Origin of the sequence: Streptomyces marincola, assembly GCF_020410765.1 — a bacterium.
GTDB classification, from domain to species: Bacteria; Actinomycetota; Actinomycetes; order Streptomycetales; family Streptomycetaceae; genus Streptomyces; species Streptomyces marincola.
Genome location: NZ_CP084541.1, coordinates 614987 through 631595, shown reverse-complemented (window position 1 = coordinate 631595; position 16609 = coordinate 614987). Strand labels below are relative to the sequence as shown.

Genomic DNA, 16609 nt, shown 5'->3' with positions numbered 1-16609 from the left:
CGTCACGGAGCCGCATAGCCGACAGCCGTCGCATCCCAGGGAGCACTTCCATGGCCTCTGCCAGTCCGTCCCTCGCCCAGAGCCCCGACCGGGTCGCCGCGCTCAGGGAGGCGTTCGCCTCCCGCGTCGTGGTCGCCGACGGAGGCATGGGGACCATGCTCCAGGCGCAGGACCCCTCGCTTGAGGACTTCCAGCAGCTCGAAGGCTGCAACGAGGTGCTCAACGTCACCCGGCCCGACATCGTCCGCACCGTCCACCAGGCGTACTTCGAGGCCGGTGTGGACTGCGTGGAGACCAACACCTTCGGCGCCAACCTCGCCGCCCTCGGCGAGTACGAGATCGCCGACCGCGTCTTCGAACTGTCGGCCGCCGGGGCCAGGGTGGCCCGCGAGAGCGCGGACGAGTTCACCGCGCGTGACGGCAGGATGCGCTGGGTGCTCGGCTCGATCGGGCCCGGCACCAAGCTGCCGACCCTCGGGCACGTCACCTACGGCGCGCTGCGCGACGCCTACCAGCGCAACGCCGAGGGCTTGATCGACGGGGGCGCGGACGCGCTGCTCGTGGAGACCAGCCAGGACCTGCTCCAGACCAAGGCCGCCGTGCTCGGCGCCCGGCGCGCGCTCACCGCGGCCGGCGCCGACCTGCCGCTACTGGTGCAGGTCACCGTGGAGACCACCGGCACCATGCTCCTCGGCTCCGAGATCGGCGCCGCCCTGACCGCGCTCGAACCGCTCGGCATCGACATGATCGGCCTGAACTGCGCCACCGGGCCCGCGGAGATGAGCGAGCACCTGCGCCACCTGGCGCGGCACGCGGGGGTGGCCCTGTCGTGCATGCCCAACGCCGGGCTTCCCGTGCTCGGCAAGGACGGCGCGCACTACCCGCTCGGCCCCGCGGAACTGGCGGACGCGCACGAGTCGTTCATCGCGGAGTTCGGCCTCTCCCTGGTCGGCGGCTGCTGCGGCACCACGCCTGAGCACCTGCGGCAGGTCGTCGAGAGGGTCCGCGACCTGCGCCCCGGCGTCCGCGACCCCAGGCCCGAGCCCGGCGCGTCCTCGCTCTACCAGACGGTGCCCTTCCGGCAGGACACCTCCTACCTCGCCATCGGCGAGCGCACCAACGCCAACGGGTCCAAGAAGTTCCGCGAGGCGATGCTCGACGGCCGCTGGGACGACTGCGTCGAGCTGGCCCGCGAGCAGATCCGCGAGGGGGCCCACCTGCTCGACCTGTGCGTCGACTACGTCGGCCGAGACGGTGTGGCCGACATGAAGGAGCTGGCGGGCCGCCTCGCCACCGCCTCCACGCTGCCCATCGTCCTTGACTCGACCGAGCCGGACGTGATCGAGGCCGGCCTGGAGAAGCTCGGCGGCCGGGCCGTGATCAACTCGGTGAACTACGAGGACGGCGACGGCCCGGACTCGCGGTTCGCCCGGGTCACCCGGCTCGCGGTCGAGCACGGCGCCGCGCTGATGGCCCTCACGATCGACGAGGAGGGCCAGGCCAGGACCCCGGAGCACAAGGTCGCCATCGCGGAGCGGCTGATCGCCGACCTCACCGGCAACTGGGGCGTCGCCGAGTCCGACATCATCATCGACTGCCTGACGTTCACGATCTGCACCGGGCAGGAGGAGTCCCGCAAGGACGGGCTCAACACCATCGCCGCCATCCGCGAACTGAAGCGGCGCCACCCCGCGGTCCAGACGACACTCGGCCTGTCCAACATCTCCTTCGGCCTCAATCCCGCCGCCCGCCTCGTGCTGAACTCCGTCTTCCTCGACGAGTGCGTGCGGGCCGGGCTCGACTCCGCGATCGTGCACGCGGCCAAGATCCTGCCCATCGCCAGGATCGAGCCGGAGCACGTCGAGGTCGCCCTCGACCTGATCTACGACCGGCGCCGCCCCGGCTACGACCCGCTCCAGCGCTTCCTCGAACTGTTCGAGGGCGTCGACACCAAGTCGATGAAGGCGGGCAAGGCGGAGGAACTGCGCGCCCTGCCCCTGGAGGAACGCCTCCAGCGGCGCATCATCGACGGGGAGCGCAACGGCCTTGAGGCCGACCTCGACGAGGCGCTCGCCGAGCGCCCTGCCCTGGAGATCGTCAACGACACCCTGCTCGCCGGCATGAAGGTGGTCGGTGAGCTGTTCGGCTCCGGCCGGATGCAGCTGCCGTTCGTCCTCCAGTCCGCCGAGGTGATGAAGACGGCCGTCGCGCACCTCGAACCGCACATGGAGAAGTCCGACGACGAGGGCAAGGGCACCATCGTGCTGGCCACCGTGCGCGGCGACGTGCACGACATCGGCAAGAACCTCGTGGACATCATCCTGACCAACAACGGCTACAACGTCGTCAACCTCGGCATCAAGCAGCCGGTCTCCGCGATCCTCGACGCGGCCACCGAGCACCGCGCCGACGTCATCGGCATGTCAGGACTGCTGGTGAAGTCCACCGTGATCATGAAGGAGAACCTGGAGGAGCTGAACCGGCGCGGCATGGCCGCCGACTACCCCGTCATCCTCGGCGGCGCCGCCCTCACCCGCGCCTACGTCGAACAGGACCTGCACGAGGTCTACGAGGGCGAGGTCCGCTACGCCCGGGACGCCTTCGAGGGCCTGCGCCTGATGGACGCGCTCGTCGCCGTCAAGCGGGGCGTGCCGGGTGCGAGCCTGCCGGAGCTGAAGCAGCGCCGCGTGCCCCGGCGCGAGACCCCGCTGCCCGAGCCGGAGGACGCCGGGGCGCCGGCCCGGTCGGCGACGGCCACGGACGTCCCGGTGCCCACCCCGCCGTTCCTCGGCACCCGCGTGGTCAAGGGAATCCCGCTCAAGGACTACGCGGACTGGCTCGACCCCGACGCCCTCTTCAAGGGCCAGTGGGGCCTGAAGGCGGCGCGCGACGACGAGGGGCCCGACTACGCCGAACTGGTCGAGACGGAGGGCAGGCCGCGGCTGCGCGGCTGGCTGGACCGCCTGCACACGGACAACCTGCTCCAGGCGGCCGTCGTCTACGGGTACTTCCCCTGCCACGCCGAGGGCGACGACCTGGTCATCCTCGACGAGGACGGCAAGGAGCGCACCCGGTTCACCTTCCCCCGCCAGCGGCGCGGCCGGCGCCTGTGCCTCGCCGACTTCTTCCGCCCGGCCGAGTCGGGCGAGACCGACGTGGTCGCGCTCCAGACCGTCACCATCGGGCCCCGGGTCAGCGACGCCACGGCGGAGCTGTTCGCCGCCGACGCCTACCGCGACTACCTGGAGCTGCACGGGCTGTCCGTTCAGCTGGCCGAGGCGCTCGCCGAGTACTGGCACGCGCGGGTGCGCTCCGAGCTGGGCATCGCGGGCGACGACCCGCGCGAGCTGGCCGGCATGTTCCGCACCGAGTACCAGGGCTGCCGCTACTCCCTCGGCTACCCGGCCTGCCCCGACCTGGAGGACCGCGCCAAGATCGCCGAACTGCTCGGTTCCGAACGCATCGGGGTGACCCTGTCCGAGGAGTTCCAGCTGCACCCGGAGCAGTCCACCGACGCCCTCGTCCTTCACCACCCCGAAGCCAACTATTTCAACGCGCGTTAGCCCGACCCCCCTCCGACCGGGTGAAATGGAGCGGCGGTCACCCGGCCGCGGACGTAGACTGATCGGTCCGGCGCAGGCCGGTCGTCCCCTCGGGGACGGCCGGCCTGCTCGCTCCCTGTGGAGGTGTGCGCGGATGACGAGTTCCCTGCCCGCTGTCGGCACGGCGGTGCCCACCGGCCCCGGACCCGAGGCGGTCCTGCTGGACATGGACGGCACCCTGGTCGACACCGAGGGCTTCTGGTGGGACGCGGAGGTCGAGGTCTTCAAGGCCCTGGGCCACACGCTGGGGGACGAGCACCGCGAGGTCGTCGTCGGCGGCCCCATGACGCGGAGCGCGGGCTACCTCATCGAGGTCACCGGCGCCGACATCTCGCTCGACGAGCTGCGGGACGAGCTCAACGCCGCGTTCCTGCGCCGTCTGGACGCCGGCGTCGAGCTGATGCCGGGGGCCCGCAGCCTGCTGACCGAGCTGACCGCGCACGAGGTGCCCACCGCCCTGGTCTCCGCCTCGCACCGGGCCGTCATCGACCGCGTCCTCGACTCCATCGGGCCAGGCCACTTCGCCGTCACCGTCGCCGGCGACGAACTGCGCCGCACCAAGCCGCACCCCGACCCCTACGTGACCGCGGCGGCCCGCCTCGGCGCGGACCCGGCGCGCTGCGTCGCCGTGGAGGACACGGCCACCGGCGTGGCCTCGGCCGAGGCGGCGGGCTGCCGGGTCGTCGCCGTGCCCTCGGTGGCCCCCGTCCCGGCCGCGCCCGGGCGCGTGCTGGTGCGCAGCCTCGAAGAGGTCGACCTGGCGTTCCTCCGCTCCGTCGTCGCGGCGGCCACCGCCCTGCCGTGACCCGCGGGACCGCCGGGCCCCGCGTCAGCTGCCGGGCCGCACCAGCCCGCTCTCGTAGGCGTACACGGCGGCCTGCACCCGGTCCCTGAGCCCCAGCTTCGTCAGTACGTGCCCGACGTGCGTCTTCACCGTGGTCTCGCTCACGAACAGGTCGGCCGCGATCTCCGCGTTGGACAGGCCGCGGGCGACCAGCTTCAGCACCTCGACCTCACGGTCCGTGAGCGTGTGCAGCGTGTCGGGCACGGGCTCGTCGCCCGAGGGCAGCTTCTCCGCGTACATGTCGAGCAGCCGCCTGGTGACGCTGGGCGCCAGCATCGCCTCACCGGCCGCGACCACGCGGATGGCCTGCACCAGCTCGGCCGCGGGCGCGTCCTTCAGCAGGAAGCCGCTCGCTCCCGCGCGCAGCGCCTCCACCACGTACTCGTCGAGGTCGAACGTCGTCAGGACCAGCACCTTCACCGGCCCGTCCTTGTCGGGGCCCGTGATCTGCCGGGTCGCCTCGACCCCGTCCATCCGCGGCATGCGGATGTCCATCAGCACCACGTCGGGCTGAAGCGCCCGCACCTGGTCGAGCGCCTGGAGGCCGTCCCCCGCCTCGCCGATGACGGCCAGGTCCGGCTCCGCCTCCAGGATCATCCGGAACCCGGTGCGCAGCAGCGGCTGGTCGTCGACCAGCAGGACGCGGATCGGCATGGGGGATGAGCCTCTCGGTCGGGAACGGCCGGACACGGCCGGCGGCCGTCCTCATTCTCGCTCACGGCGCGGCGCCGCCGGCCTCCGGGCGGCCGCCCGCGGCACCGGCCGGAGCGCCGTCCCCGTCGGGCGCCCCGGCCTGCGCGGGCACGGCCAGCGGGAGCTGGTCCTGCACCAGCAGCGGGTAGGGCGGCGGGGTCCCGCCGAACTCGGGGCAGCGCGCCCGGTGGTCGCACCAGCCGCACAGCCGGCTGCGGCTCGGCCGCCAGTCGCCGGTCTCCGTCGCCCTGCGGATCGCCTCCCACAACGCGTGCAGCTTGCGCTCCACGACCAGCAGGTCCTCCTCGTCCGGGTCGTAGGTCAGCACGTCCCCGCTGCCCAGGTACACCAGCTGGAGCCGGCGCGGCACCGTGCCCCGCAGCCGCCACAGCACCAGCGCGTAGAACTTCATCTGGAACAGCGCGGCGCCCCCGAACTCGGCTCGCGGCGCCTTCCCCGTCTTGTAGTCGACGATCCGCACCTCGCCGGTCGGCGCCACGTCCACCCGGTCGATCACCCCCCGCAGCCGCAGCCCCGAGTCCAGCCGGGTCTCCACGAACAGCTCGCGCTCCGCGGGCTGGAGCCGCGACGGGTCCTCAAGCGTGAACCACCGCTCCACCAACTCCTCGGCCTCGGTGAGCCACTTCGCCAGCCGTTCGCTGTCGATCGGCGCGGCGCCTGAACCCTCGCGCGCGGCCTCACGCGCGCCGTCCCCCTCCCCGCCGTCGCCCGCGCTGCCCGCGCCGTCACCGCCGCCCTCGCTGCCGTCCCCGCCGTCGTCCGCGCCGCCCTCCGGCGCGAACAACCGGGCCAGCTCGGGGCGCCGCGCCAGCAGCCGCTGCCACTCGGGCAGCACGAGCGCCCGCGCCCGCCGCGCGTCGCGCAGCGCGGGGGGCGCGTCGAAGACCCGCTCAAGAACGGCGTGCACGACCGTGCCCCTGGTCGCCGCCGCGCTGGGCTCCTCGGGCAGTTTGTCGATCACCCGGAAGCGGTACAGCAGGGGACACTGCATGAAGTCGGCCGCCCGGGAAGGAGAAAGAGAGTGCGGAGGCGCAGCGGAGGACCCAGTCATGGAGGGAACCCTACGGCGCGTCACTGACACACAGCGGCATACCATCGACTCCGGGCCCGCAGGCACGGCGCGATCGGGCAACGCAGCGAGGGGAACCGGTGGGAGACTCGGACAGCGACCGGACACCGCCCTCCGGGGACCGGCAGATCCCGGAGAACGAGCAGGAGCGCCCGGGGGAGCGCGGCGGGGGCTTCCTCATGGGCCGGGTGTTCGGCGTTCCCGTGTACGTCGCGCCCAGCTGGTTCCTGGTCGCCGCCCTCATCACGTGGTTCTTCGGCAACCAGCTCGACCGGGTGCTGCCGGAGCTCGGCGGCGCCCGCTACCTCGTGTCCCTCTTCTTCGCGGTGGCCTTCTACGCCTCCGTCCTCGTGCACGAGCTGGCCCACACCCTGGCCGCCGTCCGCTTCGACCTGCCCGTGCGCCGCATCCAGCTCCAGTTCTTCGGCGGCGTCTCGGAGATCGAGCGGGAGTCGCAGACGCCGGGGCGCGAGTTCGTCCTCGCGGCCGTCGGCCCGTTGCTCTCCCTCGTCCTCGCCGGGGTCTTCTACCTCGGCATGCTCGTCGTGGAGTCGGGGACCGTCCCCGGCGTCCTGCTGGCCGGTCTGATGATCTCCAACCTCATCGTTGCGGCCTTCAACCTGCTGCCGGGACTGCCGCTCGACGGCGGCATCATGCTGCGCGCCGTGGTCTGGAAGCTGTCGGGCAGCCCCATGACCGGCACCGTGGCCGCCGCCTGGACCGGTCGCCTGCTGGCCATCGCCGTGCTCGTCGGCTTCCCGCTGATCACCCACATGGGCTCGGTCACCGACCGGGACTCCTTCACCGGCCTCCAGTCGCTGACCGACGCGCTGCTCGCCGCGATCCTGGCCGCCATCATCTGGACCGGCGCGGGCAACAGCCTGCGCCGCGCCAGGCTCCGCGAACGCCTGCCCGCGCTCAACGCCAGGGCCCTCACCCGCAGGGCCGTCCCCGTCGCCGCCGAGACCCCGCTCTCCGAGGCGCTGCGCCGCGCCAACGACGTGGGCGCGGGCGCCCTGGTCGTCGTCGACGGGCAGGGCGCGCCCCTGTCCCTGGTCCGCGAGGCCGGCATCGCCGAGGTGCCCGAGCACCGCAGGCCGTGGGTGCCGGTCGGCTCCCTGGCCCAGGTGCTCACCGACGGGATGCGGGTCCCCGCCGACCTGACCGGCGAACGGCTGCTCGACCGGCTCCGGGCCACCCCGGCCACCGAGTACCTGGTGGTCGAGGAGACCGGCGAGATCTACGGCGTGCTCTCCAGCCGCGACGTCGAACGCGCCTTCATCGACGCCATGGCCCGCCCGGGCGCCTCGCCCCGGCCGCGGTCGGCGCCCTGACCCGAGTGGACTAGGCTTGCGTCCATGTCCGAACCGACCGGTGCCGCCCGCCGTCGCGGGCCCTTCGAGGTCGGGGACCAGGTCCAGCTCACCGACCCCAAGGGCCGCCACTACACGTTCACGCTCGAAGCGGGCAAGAGCTTCCACACCCACAAGGGAGCCTTCCCGCACGACGAGCTGATCGGCGCGCCGGAGGGGACCGTCGTCCGCACCACCGGAAACGTCGCCTACCTCGCGCTGCGCCCCCTGCTCCCCGACTACGTCCTGTCCATGCCGCGCGGCGCCGCCGTGGTCTACCCCAAGGACGCGGGGCAGATCCTGGCGATGGCCGACATCTTCGCCGGCGCGAGAGTCGTGGAGGCGGGCGTCGGCTCCGGCTCCCTCAGCACCTTCCTGCTGCGCGCCATCGGCGACCACGGCATGCTGCACTCCTACGAGCGGCGCGAGGACTTCGCCCGGATCGCCGAGGAGAACGTCGCCCGCTACTTCGGCGGGCCGCACCCCGCGTGGCGGCTGACGGTGGGCGACCTCCAGGACCACCTGTCCGACACGGACGTCGACCGGGTCGTCCTCGACATGCTCGCGCCCTGGGAGTGCCTGGACGCCGTGTCGAAGGCGCTGGTGCCCGGCGGGATCGTGTGCGCCTACGTCGCCACCACGACCCAGCTGGCGCGGACCGTGGAGAGCATCAGGGAGCACGGCACGTTCAACGAGCCGCGCGCCTGGGAGACCATGGTGCGCACCTGGCACGTCGAGGGCCTCGCCGTGCGCCCCGACCACCGCATGATCGGGCACACCGGCTTCCTGCTGACCGCGCGGCGCCTGGCCGACGGCGTGGCGCCGCCGCTGCGCCGCCGGCGCCCCGCGCCCGGCGCGTACGGCGCGGACTACACAGGTCCCGGCTCGGGCAGCGGCTCGGACTGAGCCTCCGGGGCGCGCGGAACGCCGGGACCCCGCCGTCACGCGCCGGTGTGAGATGTGGCACGATGCGTGCACCTGCCGACGGGCAGGGCCGGGCGTTCCTCCCCACCGCGCCCGCCGCCGCCGTTCCCTGGAGTCCTCCACGTGCAGCTCCGTCCCGGCTCAGGCCCCGCCCCCACCGGCCTTCCGCACACCAGGGCGCGTGCCCGGCACTGGCTGATCGTGGCCGCCGCGCTCGCGGTCGTCACCGGGGCCGCGGCCCTCGTCCGGCCGCCGGGCGCCACGGCGACGCCCGACGCCCCCGTCGCGGGCCCCGACCCCGCGGCCGTGTCCTACCCGGTGGACTGCGGTCCGCTCGGCGTCGTGGTCGCGGACAGCGCCGAGACCGACTTCGACGGGGACGGGCGGGCGGAGACGGTCGCCGTCGTGCACTGCGACGCGGGTTCCGGCACGCCGCCGCACGGCGTCTACCTGGTGACCCACCCCGCCGAGGGGGAGGGGGCGCCGCGCGTCGCGGAGACCCTGGTCGACCCGGGCGAGGGCATGACCGTGGACGGGCTCGACGTGCGCGAGCGTGAGGGAGCGGTCTCGGCCCGGCTGCGCGGCTACTCGGCGCCCGAGGTGCCCCGCTGCTGCCCCGACCTGCGCCGGGACGTCAGCTGGGCCTGGCGGGACGGGCGGCTCGAACTGTCGGTCGCGCCCGCCCCCGGCAGCATCTGACCGGCCGCGGGCGGGTCACTGGTCCGCGTCGGGTCCGTACACCTCGGTGCGGTCGGACACGCGCCGCACGTGGATGCACTGGCCCGGGCAGTCCTTGACGGACTCGGTGACGTCCCGCAGCAGCGGCAGCGGCACCGGAGCGGTGGCACCCGGCTCGGTCAGCAGGTCGGCCTCCTCGCCCGGGGCCACCGGCGGCTTCACGTAGGCGAGGCCGTCGATGTCCAGCTCGAACACGTCGGGCGCGTACTGCGCACAGATACCGTCGCCCGTGCAGAGGTCCTGATCGATCCAGACCTCAAGTTCTTCGGCGGCTTCGTTCCGCGCGGTCATTGGCCTACCGTTCCTCGTGGTTGTGCAAAGGGAGCCGTCCCTGGCGGGTGTTGACCGCTTACGACCATACAGTGAGCAGCTTTCCTGCGAGACATGCTGGGTATTTCCCTGGGCATGAGGGGAGTGCGCAAGGGTGAAGATCGGACACACCCCGACCGTCTTTGTGATCTAGGGGTTTCGAACTGCACCGGTCCAGGTAGGGTCTGGAAGCGTCCAGCTCCCCTTGGAGGAGGTGAGGACCGTGGTATCCCAGAACGACGACAGCAACCGCGGCATCCGGTCCGGGCGAGGGTCCGACGACTCGGCCGGGCAGATTGCCGACCTTGAGCAGGAGATCACCGTCCTGCGCCGAAAGCTGGCCGACTCTCCGCGGCACACTCGGATTCTCGAAGAGCGGATTGTCGAGCTTCAAACCAACTTGGCCGGCGTTTCGGCGCAGAACGAACGGCTGGCGAGCACCCTCCGCGAGGCGCGCGACCAGATCGTCGCCCTCAAGGAGGAAGTCGACCGGCTGGCCCAGCCCCCCTCCGGGTTCGGGGTCTTCCTGCGCGCCAACGACGACGAGACCGCCGACATCTTCACCGGCGGCCGCAAGCTTCGGGTCAACGTCAGCCCCAGCGTGGAGACGGCCGGTCTCCAGCGTGGCCAGGAGGTCATGCTCAACGAGGCGCTGAACATCGTGGCCGCCATGGAGTTCGAGCGCGCGGGCGACATCGTCACCCTCAAGGAGATCCTGGAGGACGGCGAACGCGCCCTGGTCGTGGGCCACACCGACGAGGAGCGCGTGGTCAAGCTCGCCGAGCCGCTGATGGACGCGACCATCAGGGCCGGCGACGCCCTGCTGCTCGACCCGCGTTCCGGTTACGTCTACGAGGTCGTGCCCAAGAGCGAGGTCGAGGAGCTGGTCCTCGAAGAGGTCCCGGACATCGACTACACGCAGATCGGCGGCCTCGGCGGCCAGATCGAGCTGATCAGGGACGCCGTCGAGCTGCCCTACCTCTACCCCGATCTCTTCCGCGAGCACGAGCTGCGCCCGCCCAAGGGCGTGCTGCTCTACGGCCCGCCCGGCTGCGGCAAGACCCTCATCGCCAAGGCCGTGGCCAACTCGCTGGCCAAGAAGGTCGCCGAGGTCACGGGCAAGCCCGCGGGGAAGAGCTTCTTCCTCAACATCAAGGGCCCCGAGCTGCTCAACAAGTACGTCGGCGAGACCGAGCGGCACATCCGCCTGGTCTTCCAGCGGGCCCGTGAGAAGGCGAGCGAGGGCACGCCCGTCATCGTCTTCTTCGACGAGATGGACTCCCTGTTCCGCACCCGCGGCTCCGGGGTCAGCTCGGACGTGGAGAACACCATCGTCCCGCAGCTGCTCTCCGAGATCGACGGCGTGGAGGGCCTGGAGAACGTCATCGTCATCGGCGCCTCGAACCGCGAGGACATGATCGACCCGGCGATCCTGCGCCCCGGGCGGCTCGACGTCAAGATCAAGATCGAGCGCCCGGACGCCGAGGCCGCGCGGGACATCTTCTCCAAGTACCTCACGCCGCGGCTGCCGCTGCACGCCGACGACGTCTCGGAGCACCGCGGCAGCGCCGAGGCCACGGTCGCCGGCATGATCCAGGCGGTCGTGGAGCAGATGTACGCGGAGACCGAGGAGAACCGTTTTCTGGAGGTCACCTACGCCAACGGTGACAAGGAGGTCCTGTACTTCAAGGACTTCAACTCCGGTGCCATGATCCAGAACATCGTGGACCGGGCGAAGAAGATGGCCATCAAGGACTTCCTCGACCACGACCAGAAGGGCCTGCGCGTCTCCCACCTGCACGCCGCCTGCGTGGACGAGTTCAAGGAGAACGAGGACCTGCCCAACACCACCAACCCCGACGACTGGGCCCGCATCTCCGGCAAGAAGGGCGAGCGGATCGTCTTCATCCGCACGCTCGTCACCGGGAAGCAGGGCGGGGACACCGGCCGGTCCATCGACACGGTGGCCAACACCGGACAGTACCTGTAGCAGTGCGACGAGCTTTTCGGCTGCGGGGTGCGCGAGAGCGGGCCCCGCAGCCGGGCACGTCTCCCAGACAGTCCTGAAGGAGACCCGCGGTGATCTCCTCACCGCACCCCGTGTCGCCTACGCTCGTATCCAGCGGCGGGACGGTGTGGAGCCGCCGCCGGGCTAGGAGGGCCGCATGACTGTACGGCGAGTGATGGGCATCGAGACCGAGTACGGCGTGTCCGTACCGGGACACCCGAACGCCAACGCCATGCTCACCTCGTCCCAGGTGGTGAACGCCTACGCCGCCGCCATGCACCGCGCCAGGCGAGCGCGCTGGGACTTCGAGGAGGAGAACCCGCTGCGCGACGCGCGCGGCTTCGACCTGGCCCGTGAGAACGCCGATTCCAGCCAGCTGACCGACGAGGACATCGGCCTGGCGAACGTCATCCTGACCAACGGCGCCCGCCTGTACGTGGACCACGCCCACCCCGAGTACAGCGCCCCCGAGACCACGAACCCGATGGACGCGCTGCTGTGGGACAAGGCGGGGGAGCGGATCATGGCGGAGGCCGCGCGGCGCGCCGCCGAGGTGCCGGGCGCCCAGCCGATCCACCTCTACAAGAACAACACGGACAACAAGGGCGCCTCCTACGGCACCCACGAGAACTACCTGATGAAGCGTGAGACGCCGTTCTCCGACATCGTGCGCCACCTGACGCCGTTCTTCGTCAGCCGGCAGGTCGTGTGCGGCGCGGGCCGGGTCGGCATCGGACAGGACGGCGGCGAGCACGGCTTCCAGCTGAGCCAGCGCGCGGACTACTTCGAGGTCGAGGTGGGCCTTGAGACCACGCTGAAGCGGCCGATCATCAACACGCGGGACGAGCCGCACGCCGACGCGGAGCGGTACCGCAGGCTCCACGTGATCATCGGCGACGCCAACCTCTCCGAGGTCTCCACCTACCTGAAGCTGGGGACCACCGCGCTGGTCCTCTCCATGATCGAGGACGGGTTCATCGCCGTCGACCTCGCGGTCGACCAGCCCGTGCGCACGCTGCACCGGGTCAGTCACGACGCGTCGCTGCGCGAGCAGGTCACGTTGCGCAACGGCCGCAGGCTCACCGCCGTGCAGCTCCAGATGGAGTACTGCGAGCTGGCCCGCAAATACGTCGACCAGCGCTGGGGCTCGGACGCCGACGACCAGACCACCGACGTGCTCGACCGGTGGGAGGACGTGCTCGGCCGCCTCGAACGCGACCCGATGAGCCTGGCGGGGCAGCTCGACTGGGTCGCCAAGCGGGAGCTGATGGAGGGCTACCGCCGCCGGGACGGCCTGGACTGGGACGCCGCGCGGCTGCACCTGGTCGACCTCCAGTACGCCGACGTGCGGCCGGACAAGGGCCTCTACAACCGTCTGGCGGCCCGTGGCCGGATGACCAGGCTGCTGGCGGACGAGGACGTCCTGCGCGCGCAGAGCGCCCCGCCCGAGGACACCAGGGCCTACTTCAGGGGCCGCTGCCTGGAGCGGTACGCCGACGACGTGGCGGCGGCCTCCTGGGACTCGGTGATCTTCGACCTGCCCGGGCGTGACTCCCTCCAGCGCGTGCCCACCATGGATCCGCTGCGCGGGACGCGCGAGCACGTCAAGGACCTGCTCGACCGGTCGGCGACGGCGGAGGACCTGGTCCGTGCGCTGTCGGGAGGCTGATTCGCGCCGTTCAGGGAATCATGAGGGTGGTTCCCGGACGTTGCAGCAAAGAAGGGCCCATGTCAGACCCTGCCAGTAGGGTCTGAATCCTGATACATCGAGTGATGCGTGGGGTGAGGGTTATGGCGACCAAGGACACCGGCGGCGGCCAGCAGCGGGCGTCACGCAGCAGTGAAGAGGTCGAGGAGCAGACACAGGAGGCCGAGGTCTCCGAGGAGCTGAAGGAGCGGCAGGAGGCCCTGACGGACGACGTGGACTCGGTCCTCGACGAGATCGACGAGGTCCTGGAGTCCAACGCGGAGGACTTCGTCCGCAGCTTCGTCCAGAAGGGCGGCCAGTGAGCGAGGCCGCCGGGCGGCTGTACGGTCCGGGTGGATCTTCGGCATGTGACGGGTAGGGTCCCTGCCATACGCTGCCGAGGGCCCGGCCGCACGGCCGGGCCGCGCGGCAGCGAACCGTTTCTGCGCCTGTTCACTACCCGGAAGGACACCTGTGGCGGCCAACTTCCACGATCAGGGGCGACTCCCGGCGGCTTTCCTGCGGCCGGGGTCCTCCTCCTTTCTGGACTTCCTTTCCGACTACGCACCGGAACGGCTGCCCGGCGGCCGGTCGCTGCCTCCGGTCGAGGGCCCGGTGGAGACCGTGCACGGCACCACGATCGTGGCGGCCACGTTCTCCGGCGGCGTGGTCCTGGCCGGCGACCGCAGGGCCACCATGGGCAACATGATCGCCCAGCGCGATGTCGAGAAGGTGTTCCCCGCCGACGAGTTCTCCGCGGTCGGCATCGCGGGCACCGCCGGGATCGCGGTCGAGCTGGTGCGGCTGTTCCAGCTGGAGCTTGAGCACTTCGAGAAGGTCGAGGGGCACGCCCTCTCCCTGGAGGGCAAGGCCAACCGGCTGTCCACGATGATCCGCGGCAATCTCGGCATGGCCCTCCAGGGGCTGGCCGTGGTACCGATGTTCGCGGGGTACGACGTGGAGCGGCAGCGCGGCCGGATCTTCTCCTACGACGTGACCGGCGGCCGTTCCGAGGAACTGGGCTTCGCCGCCGTCGGCTCCGGCTCGATCTTCGCCCGCGGCTCGCTCAAGAAGCTGCACCGCGACGACCTCGGCGAGGAGCAGGCGACCACGGCCGTGGTGCAGGCCCTCTACGACGCGGCGGACGACGATTCGGCGACGGGCGGCCCCGATCTGGCCAGGCGGATCTTCCCCATCGTCGCGGTGATCACCGAGGATGGGTACCGCAGGCTCACCGAGGACGAGGTGTCCGGGATCGCGCGGGCCGTGCACGAGGCCCGGCTCCAGCTCCCGAACGGGCCCCAGGCACCGGTTCTGTAGTTTCCCGCCCGGTGGCGCCGCAGACTTTTTCGACGGACAGGAAGGGACGAGTAGCCGGTGTCGACGCCGTTCTATGTCTCACCCCAGCAGGCCATGGCGGACCGCGCGGAGTACGCCCGCAAGGGCATCGCGCGCGGGCGCGGCCTGGTCGTGTTGCAGTACGCCGACGGCATCGTGTTCGTCGCGGAGAACCCCTCGCGCGCCCTGCACAAGGTCAGCGAGATCTACGACCGGATCGCGTTCGCCGCGACCGGCAAGTACAACGAGTACGAGAGCCTGCGCATCGGCGGCACCCGCTACGCCGACCTGCGCGGATACACCTACGACCGCGAGGACGTGACCGCCCGCGGTCTTGCCAACCTGTACGCGCAGACCCTGGGGAACATCTTCTCCAGCGGTGCGGAGAAGCCGTACGAGGTCGAGCTGCTGGTCGCGGAGGTGGGCGAGAGCCCCGCCGAGGACGAGATCTACCGGCTGCCCCACGACGGGTCGATCATCGACGAGCACGGCTCGGTCGCGGTGGGCGGCAACTCGGATCAGATCGGCAGCTACCTCGGGCAGCGGCACCGGGACGACATGGATCTCGGCGAGGCGCTGCGGCTGGCCGTCGAGTCGCTCGGGCGGGACTCGGGGGGCAACGACCGCACGCTGACGGCCGATCAGCTTGAGGTCGCGCTGCTCGACCGGAAGCGACCGCAGCAGCGGAAGTTCAAGCGCCTGCTCGGCCGGCAGCTGGCCGAGCTGCTCGACGGCGCGGGCACGCCCGCCCCGGCCGAGGGCGGCGGCGAGGAGGCGGCGGAGTCCGGCGCGGCCCCGGACGAGGGCGCGGCCGGCGCCGAGGACGGCTCGAAGGACTGAGCGGAACCCGCGGCCGTTCGCCCGCGCCCCCGGCCGGAGCCACCGCTCCGCCCCGGGGGCGCGGGCGTGTGCGGGCCGCTCAGGCGGCGGGCGGCCGGCCGGTGGAGCCGCGCCGCACGAGGGCGGCGGGGAGGACGGTGGTGCCGGGCCGTTCGCCGCGCAGCACGGCGAGCAGGGCCCGCATGCCCCTGGCGCCCAGCTCCTCGCCGGGGAGGTGAACGGTCGTCAGCTCCGGTTCCACCGCGACCGCGAGCGTGAGGTCGTCGAACCCGGTCACCGAGACGTCCTCGGGCACCCGGAGGCCGAGCCTGCGCGCGGCCTTGCAGACCCCGACGGCCAGCAGGTCGTCGTCGCACACCAGCGCGGTGGGCCGGCTCCCGACCCTCGGGGCCAGCGCCTGCTCGGCGGCGAGGACGCCGCCCGGCATGGCGATCGGCGCCCGGCACGTGGCCAGCAGGCGGGCCCCGGGCACCGCGGCCAGTTCCTCGGCCAGCACCCGCGCCCGCTCGCGGAACGTCCAGGAGTCGACATCGGCCGCGATGTGCGCGAACCGCCGGTGGCCGAGGTCCAGCAGGTGCCGCGCCACATGGCGCGTGGCCGCCCCGATGTCGAAGTTGACCGTGGCCGCGGCCCGGCCGCCGGGCTCGCTGTCCAGCATCACCAGAGGCAGGCCGCCGTCGCTGAGCGTCGTGAGCGCGTCCGCGGCCATCGAGGAGGCCAGCACCCCGTCGACGGCGGCCCCGGCCGAGACGAACGGGTCGCGCGCCGGCCCGCTGCCGAGCGGTGAGTTGTACAGGACCACGCCCACGTCGTCCTCCTCGGCCACGCGCACTGCCCCCGCGTGCACCCGTGCGAAGAACTCGTTGGTCAGGGCGGGGACGACGACCAGCACGGTCCTGCCGCGCCCGAGCCGCAGCGCCCGGGCCGCCTCGTTCGGCCGGTAGCCGAGCTCCCGGGCGGCGGCCCGCACGGCCTCCGCCCGCGCGGGGGAGACCCGGCCCCGCCAGCGGTCCCTGAGCACCAGCGAGACGGTCGCCTGCGAGACCCCGGCGCGCCCCGCCACGTCCCGACTCGTGGGCGCGGCGCGGCCCGTGCGTCGTTCACTCACGCTCGAAGGCTCCCATCGGCTCCCGGAATGCCGCCATCGTACGTACAATCAAGCGCGTTATACGTAACACTTCAAC

Annotated in this window: 14 protein-coding genes; 10 read left to right on the top strand and 4 right to left on the bottom strand. The window is 72.0% G+C overall.

Annotated features, from left to right (window positions below):
• Positions 1-50 precede the first annotated feature (50 nt).
• Together metH and LC193_RS02610 are read left to right on the top strand one after the other, a co-directional pair.
• The gene (gene metH / locus LC193_RS02615; RefSeq protein WP_226071013.1) at positions 51-3563 is read left to right on the top strand and encodes a methionine synthase; all 3513 of its coding nucleotides are present in this window, start codon (positions 51-53) and stop codon (positions 3561-3563) included.
• Positions 3564-3696: 133 nt separating this feature from the next.
• Positions 3697-4407, top strand: a complete 711-nt coding sequence (locus tag LC193_RS02610) for an HAD family hydrolase (RefSeq protein WP_226071011.1) — start codon at positions 3697-3699, stop codon at positions 4405-4407.
• A 24-nt stretch (positions 4408-4431) separates the two neighbouring features.
• Here the strand turns inward: LC193_RS02610 and LC193_RS02605 are convergent, their stop codons facing one another.
• Positions 4432-5100, bottom strand: a complete 669-nt coding sequence (locus LC193_RS02605; protein WP_086161473.1) for a response regulator — start codon at positions 5098-5100, stop codon at positions 4432-4434.
• A gap of 61 nt (positions 5101-5161) precedes the next feature.
• Entirely contained in the window at positions 5162-6211 is a 1050-nt protein-coding gene (locus LC193_RS02600; protein WP_226071009.1) for a RecB family exonuclease, read from the bottom strand.
• Positions 6212-6309: 98 nt separating this feature from the next.
• On the opposite strand from LC193_RS02600, the gene LC193_RS02595 reads away from it, so the two are divergent.
• From LC193_RS02595 to LC193_RS02585, 3 genes are all read left to right on the top strand, one after another.
• Entirely contained in the window at positions 6310-7563 is a 1254-nt protein-coding gene (locus tag LC193_RS02595; RefSeq protein ID WP_404819335.1) for a site-2 protease family protein, read from the top strand.
• A gap of 24 nt (positions 7564-7587) precedes the next feature.
• Positions 7588-8487: a tRNA (adenine-N1)-methyltransferase gene (locus LC193_RS02590; RefSeq protein WP_226071007.1), complete on the top strand. Its 900-nt coding sequence runs from the start codon at positions 7588-7590 to the stop codon at positions 8485-8487.
• 141 nt (positions 8488-8628) lie between these two features.
• Positions 8629-9204, top strand: coding sequence for a hypothetical protein (locus tag LC193_RS02585; RefSeq protein ID WP_226071005.1), 576 nt, complete (start codon positions 8629-8631; stop codon positions 9202-9204).
• A gap of 15 nt (positions 9205-9219) precedes the next feature.
• Here LC193_RS02585 and LC193_RS02580 read toward each other — a convergent pair whose 3' ends face one another.
• On the bottom strand, positions 9220-9534 hold the full coding sequence (locus LC193_RS02580; protein ID WP_086161478.1) for a ferredoxin: 315 nt from the start codon (positions 9532-9534) through the stop codon (positions 9220-9222).
• 223 nt (positions 9535-9757) lie between these two features.
• On the opposite strand from LC193_RS02580, the gene arc reads away from it, so the two are divergent.
• The 5 genes from arc (at position 9758) to prcA (ending at position 15425) form a co-directional block, all read left to right on the top strand.
• Positions 9758-11542 (top strand): proteasome ATPase, encoded by a 1785-nt coding sequence (arc, locus tag LC193_RS02575; protein WP_404819334.1) that lies wholly within the window; start codon positions 9758-9760, stop codon positions 11540-11542.
• Between the two features lie 175 nt (positions 11543-11717).
• A complete protein-coding gene (gene dop, locus LC193_RS02570; protein WP_086161479.1) occupies positions 11718-13229 on the top strand; it encodes a depupylase/deamidase Dop in 1512 nt (503 codons plus the stop codon).
• Positions 13230-13351: 122 nt separating this feature from the next.
• Positions 13352-13570, top strand: coding sequence for a ubiquitin-like protein Pup (locus LC193_RS02565; RefSeq protein WP_086161480.1), 219 nt, complete (start codon positions 13352-13354; stop codon positions 13568-13570).
• Positions 13571-13721: 151 nt separating this feature from the next.
• The gene (gene prcB, locus LC193_RS02560) at positions 13722-14567 is read left to right on the top strand and encodes a proteasome subunit beta (protein ID WP_226071000.1); all 846 of its coding nucleotides are present in this window, start codon (positions 13722-13724) and stop codon (positions 14565-14567) included.
• 57 nt (positions 14568-14624) lie between these two features.
• Complete coding sequence (gene prcA / locus LC193_RS02555) at positions 14625-15425, top strand: proteasome subunit alpha (protein ID WP_226070998.1); 801 nt, start codon at positions 14625-14627, stop codon at positions 15423-15425.
• A gap of 79 nt (positions 15426-15504) precedes the next feature.
• On the opposite strand, the gene LC193_RS02550 is transcribed toward prcA, so the two are convergent.
• Positions 15505-16533, bottom strand: coding sequence for a LacI family DNA-binding transcriptional regulator (locus tag LC193_RS02550; RefSeq protein ID WP_226070997.1), 1029 nt, complete (start codon positions 16531-16533; stop codon positions 15505-15507).
• Between the last annotated feature and the right edge of the window lie 76 nt (positions 16534-16609).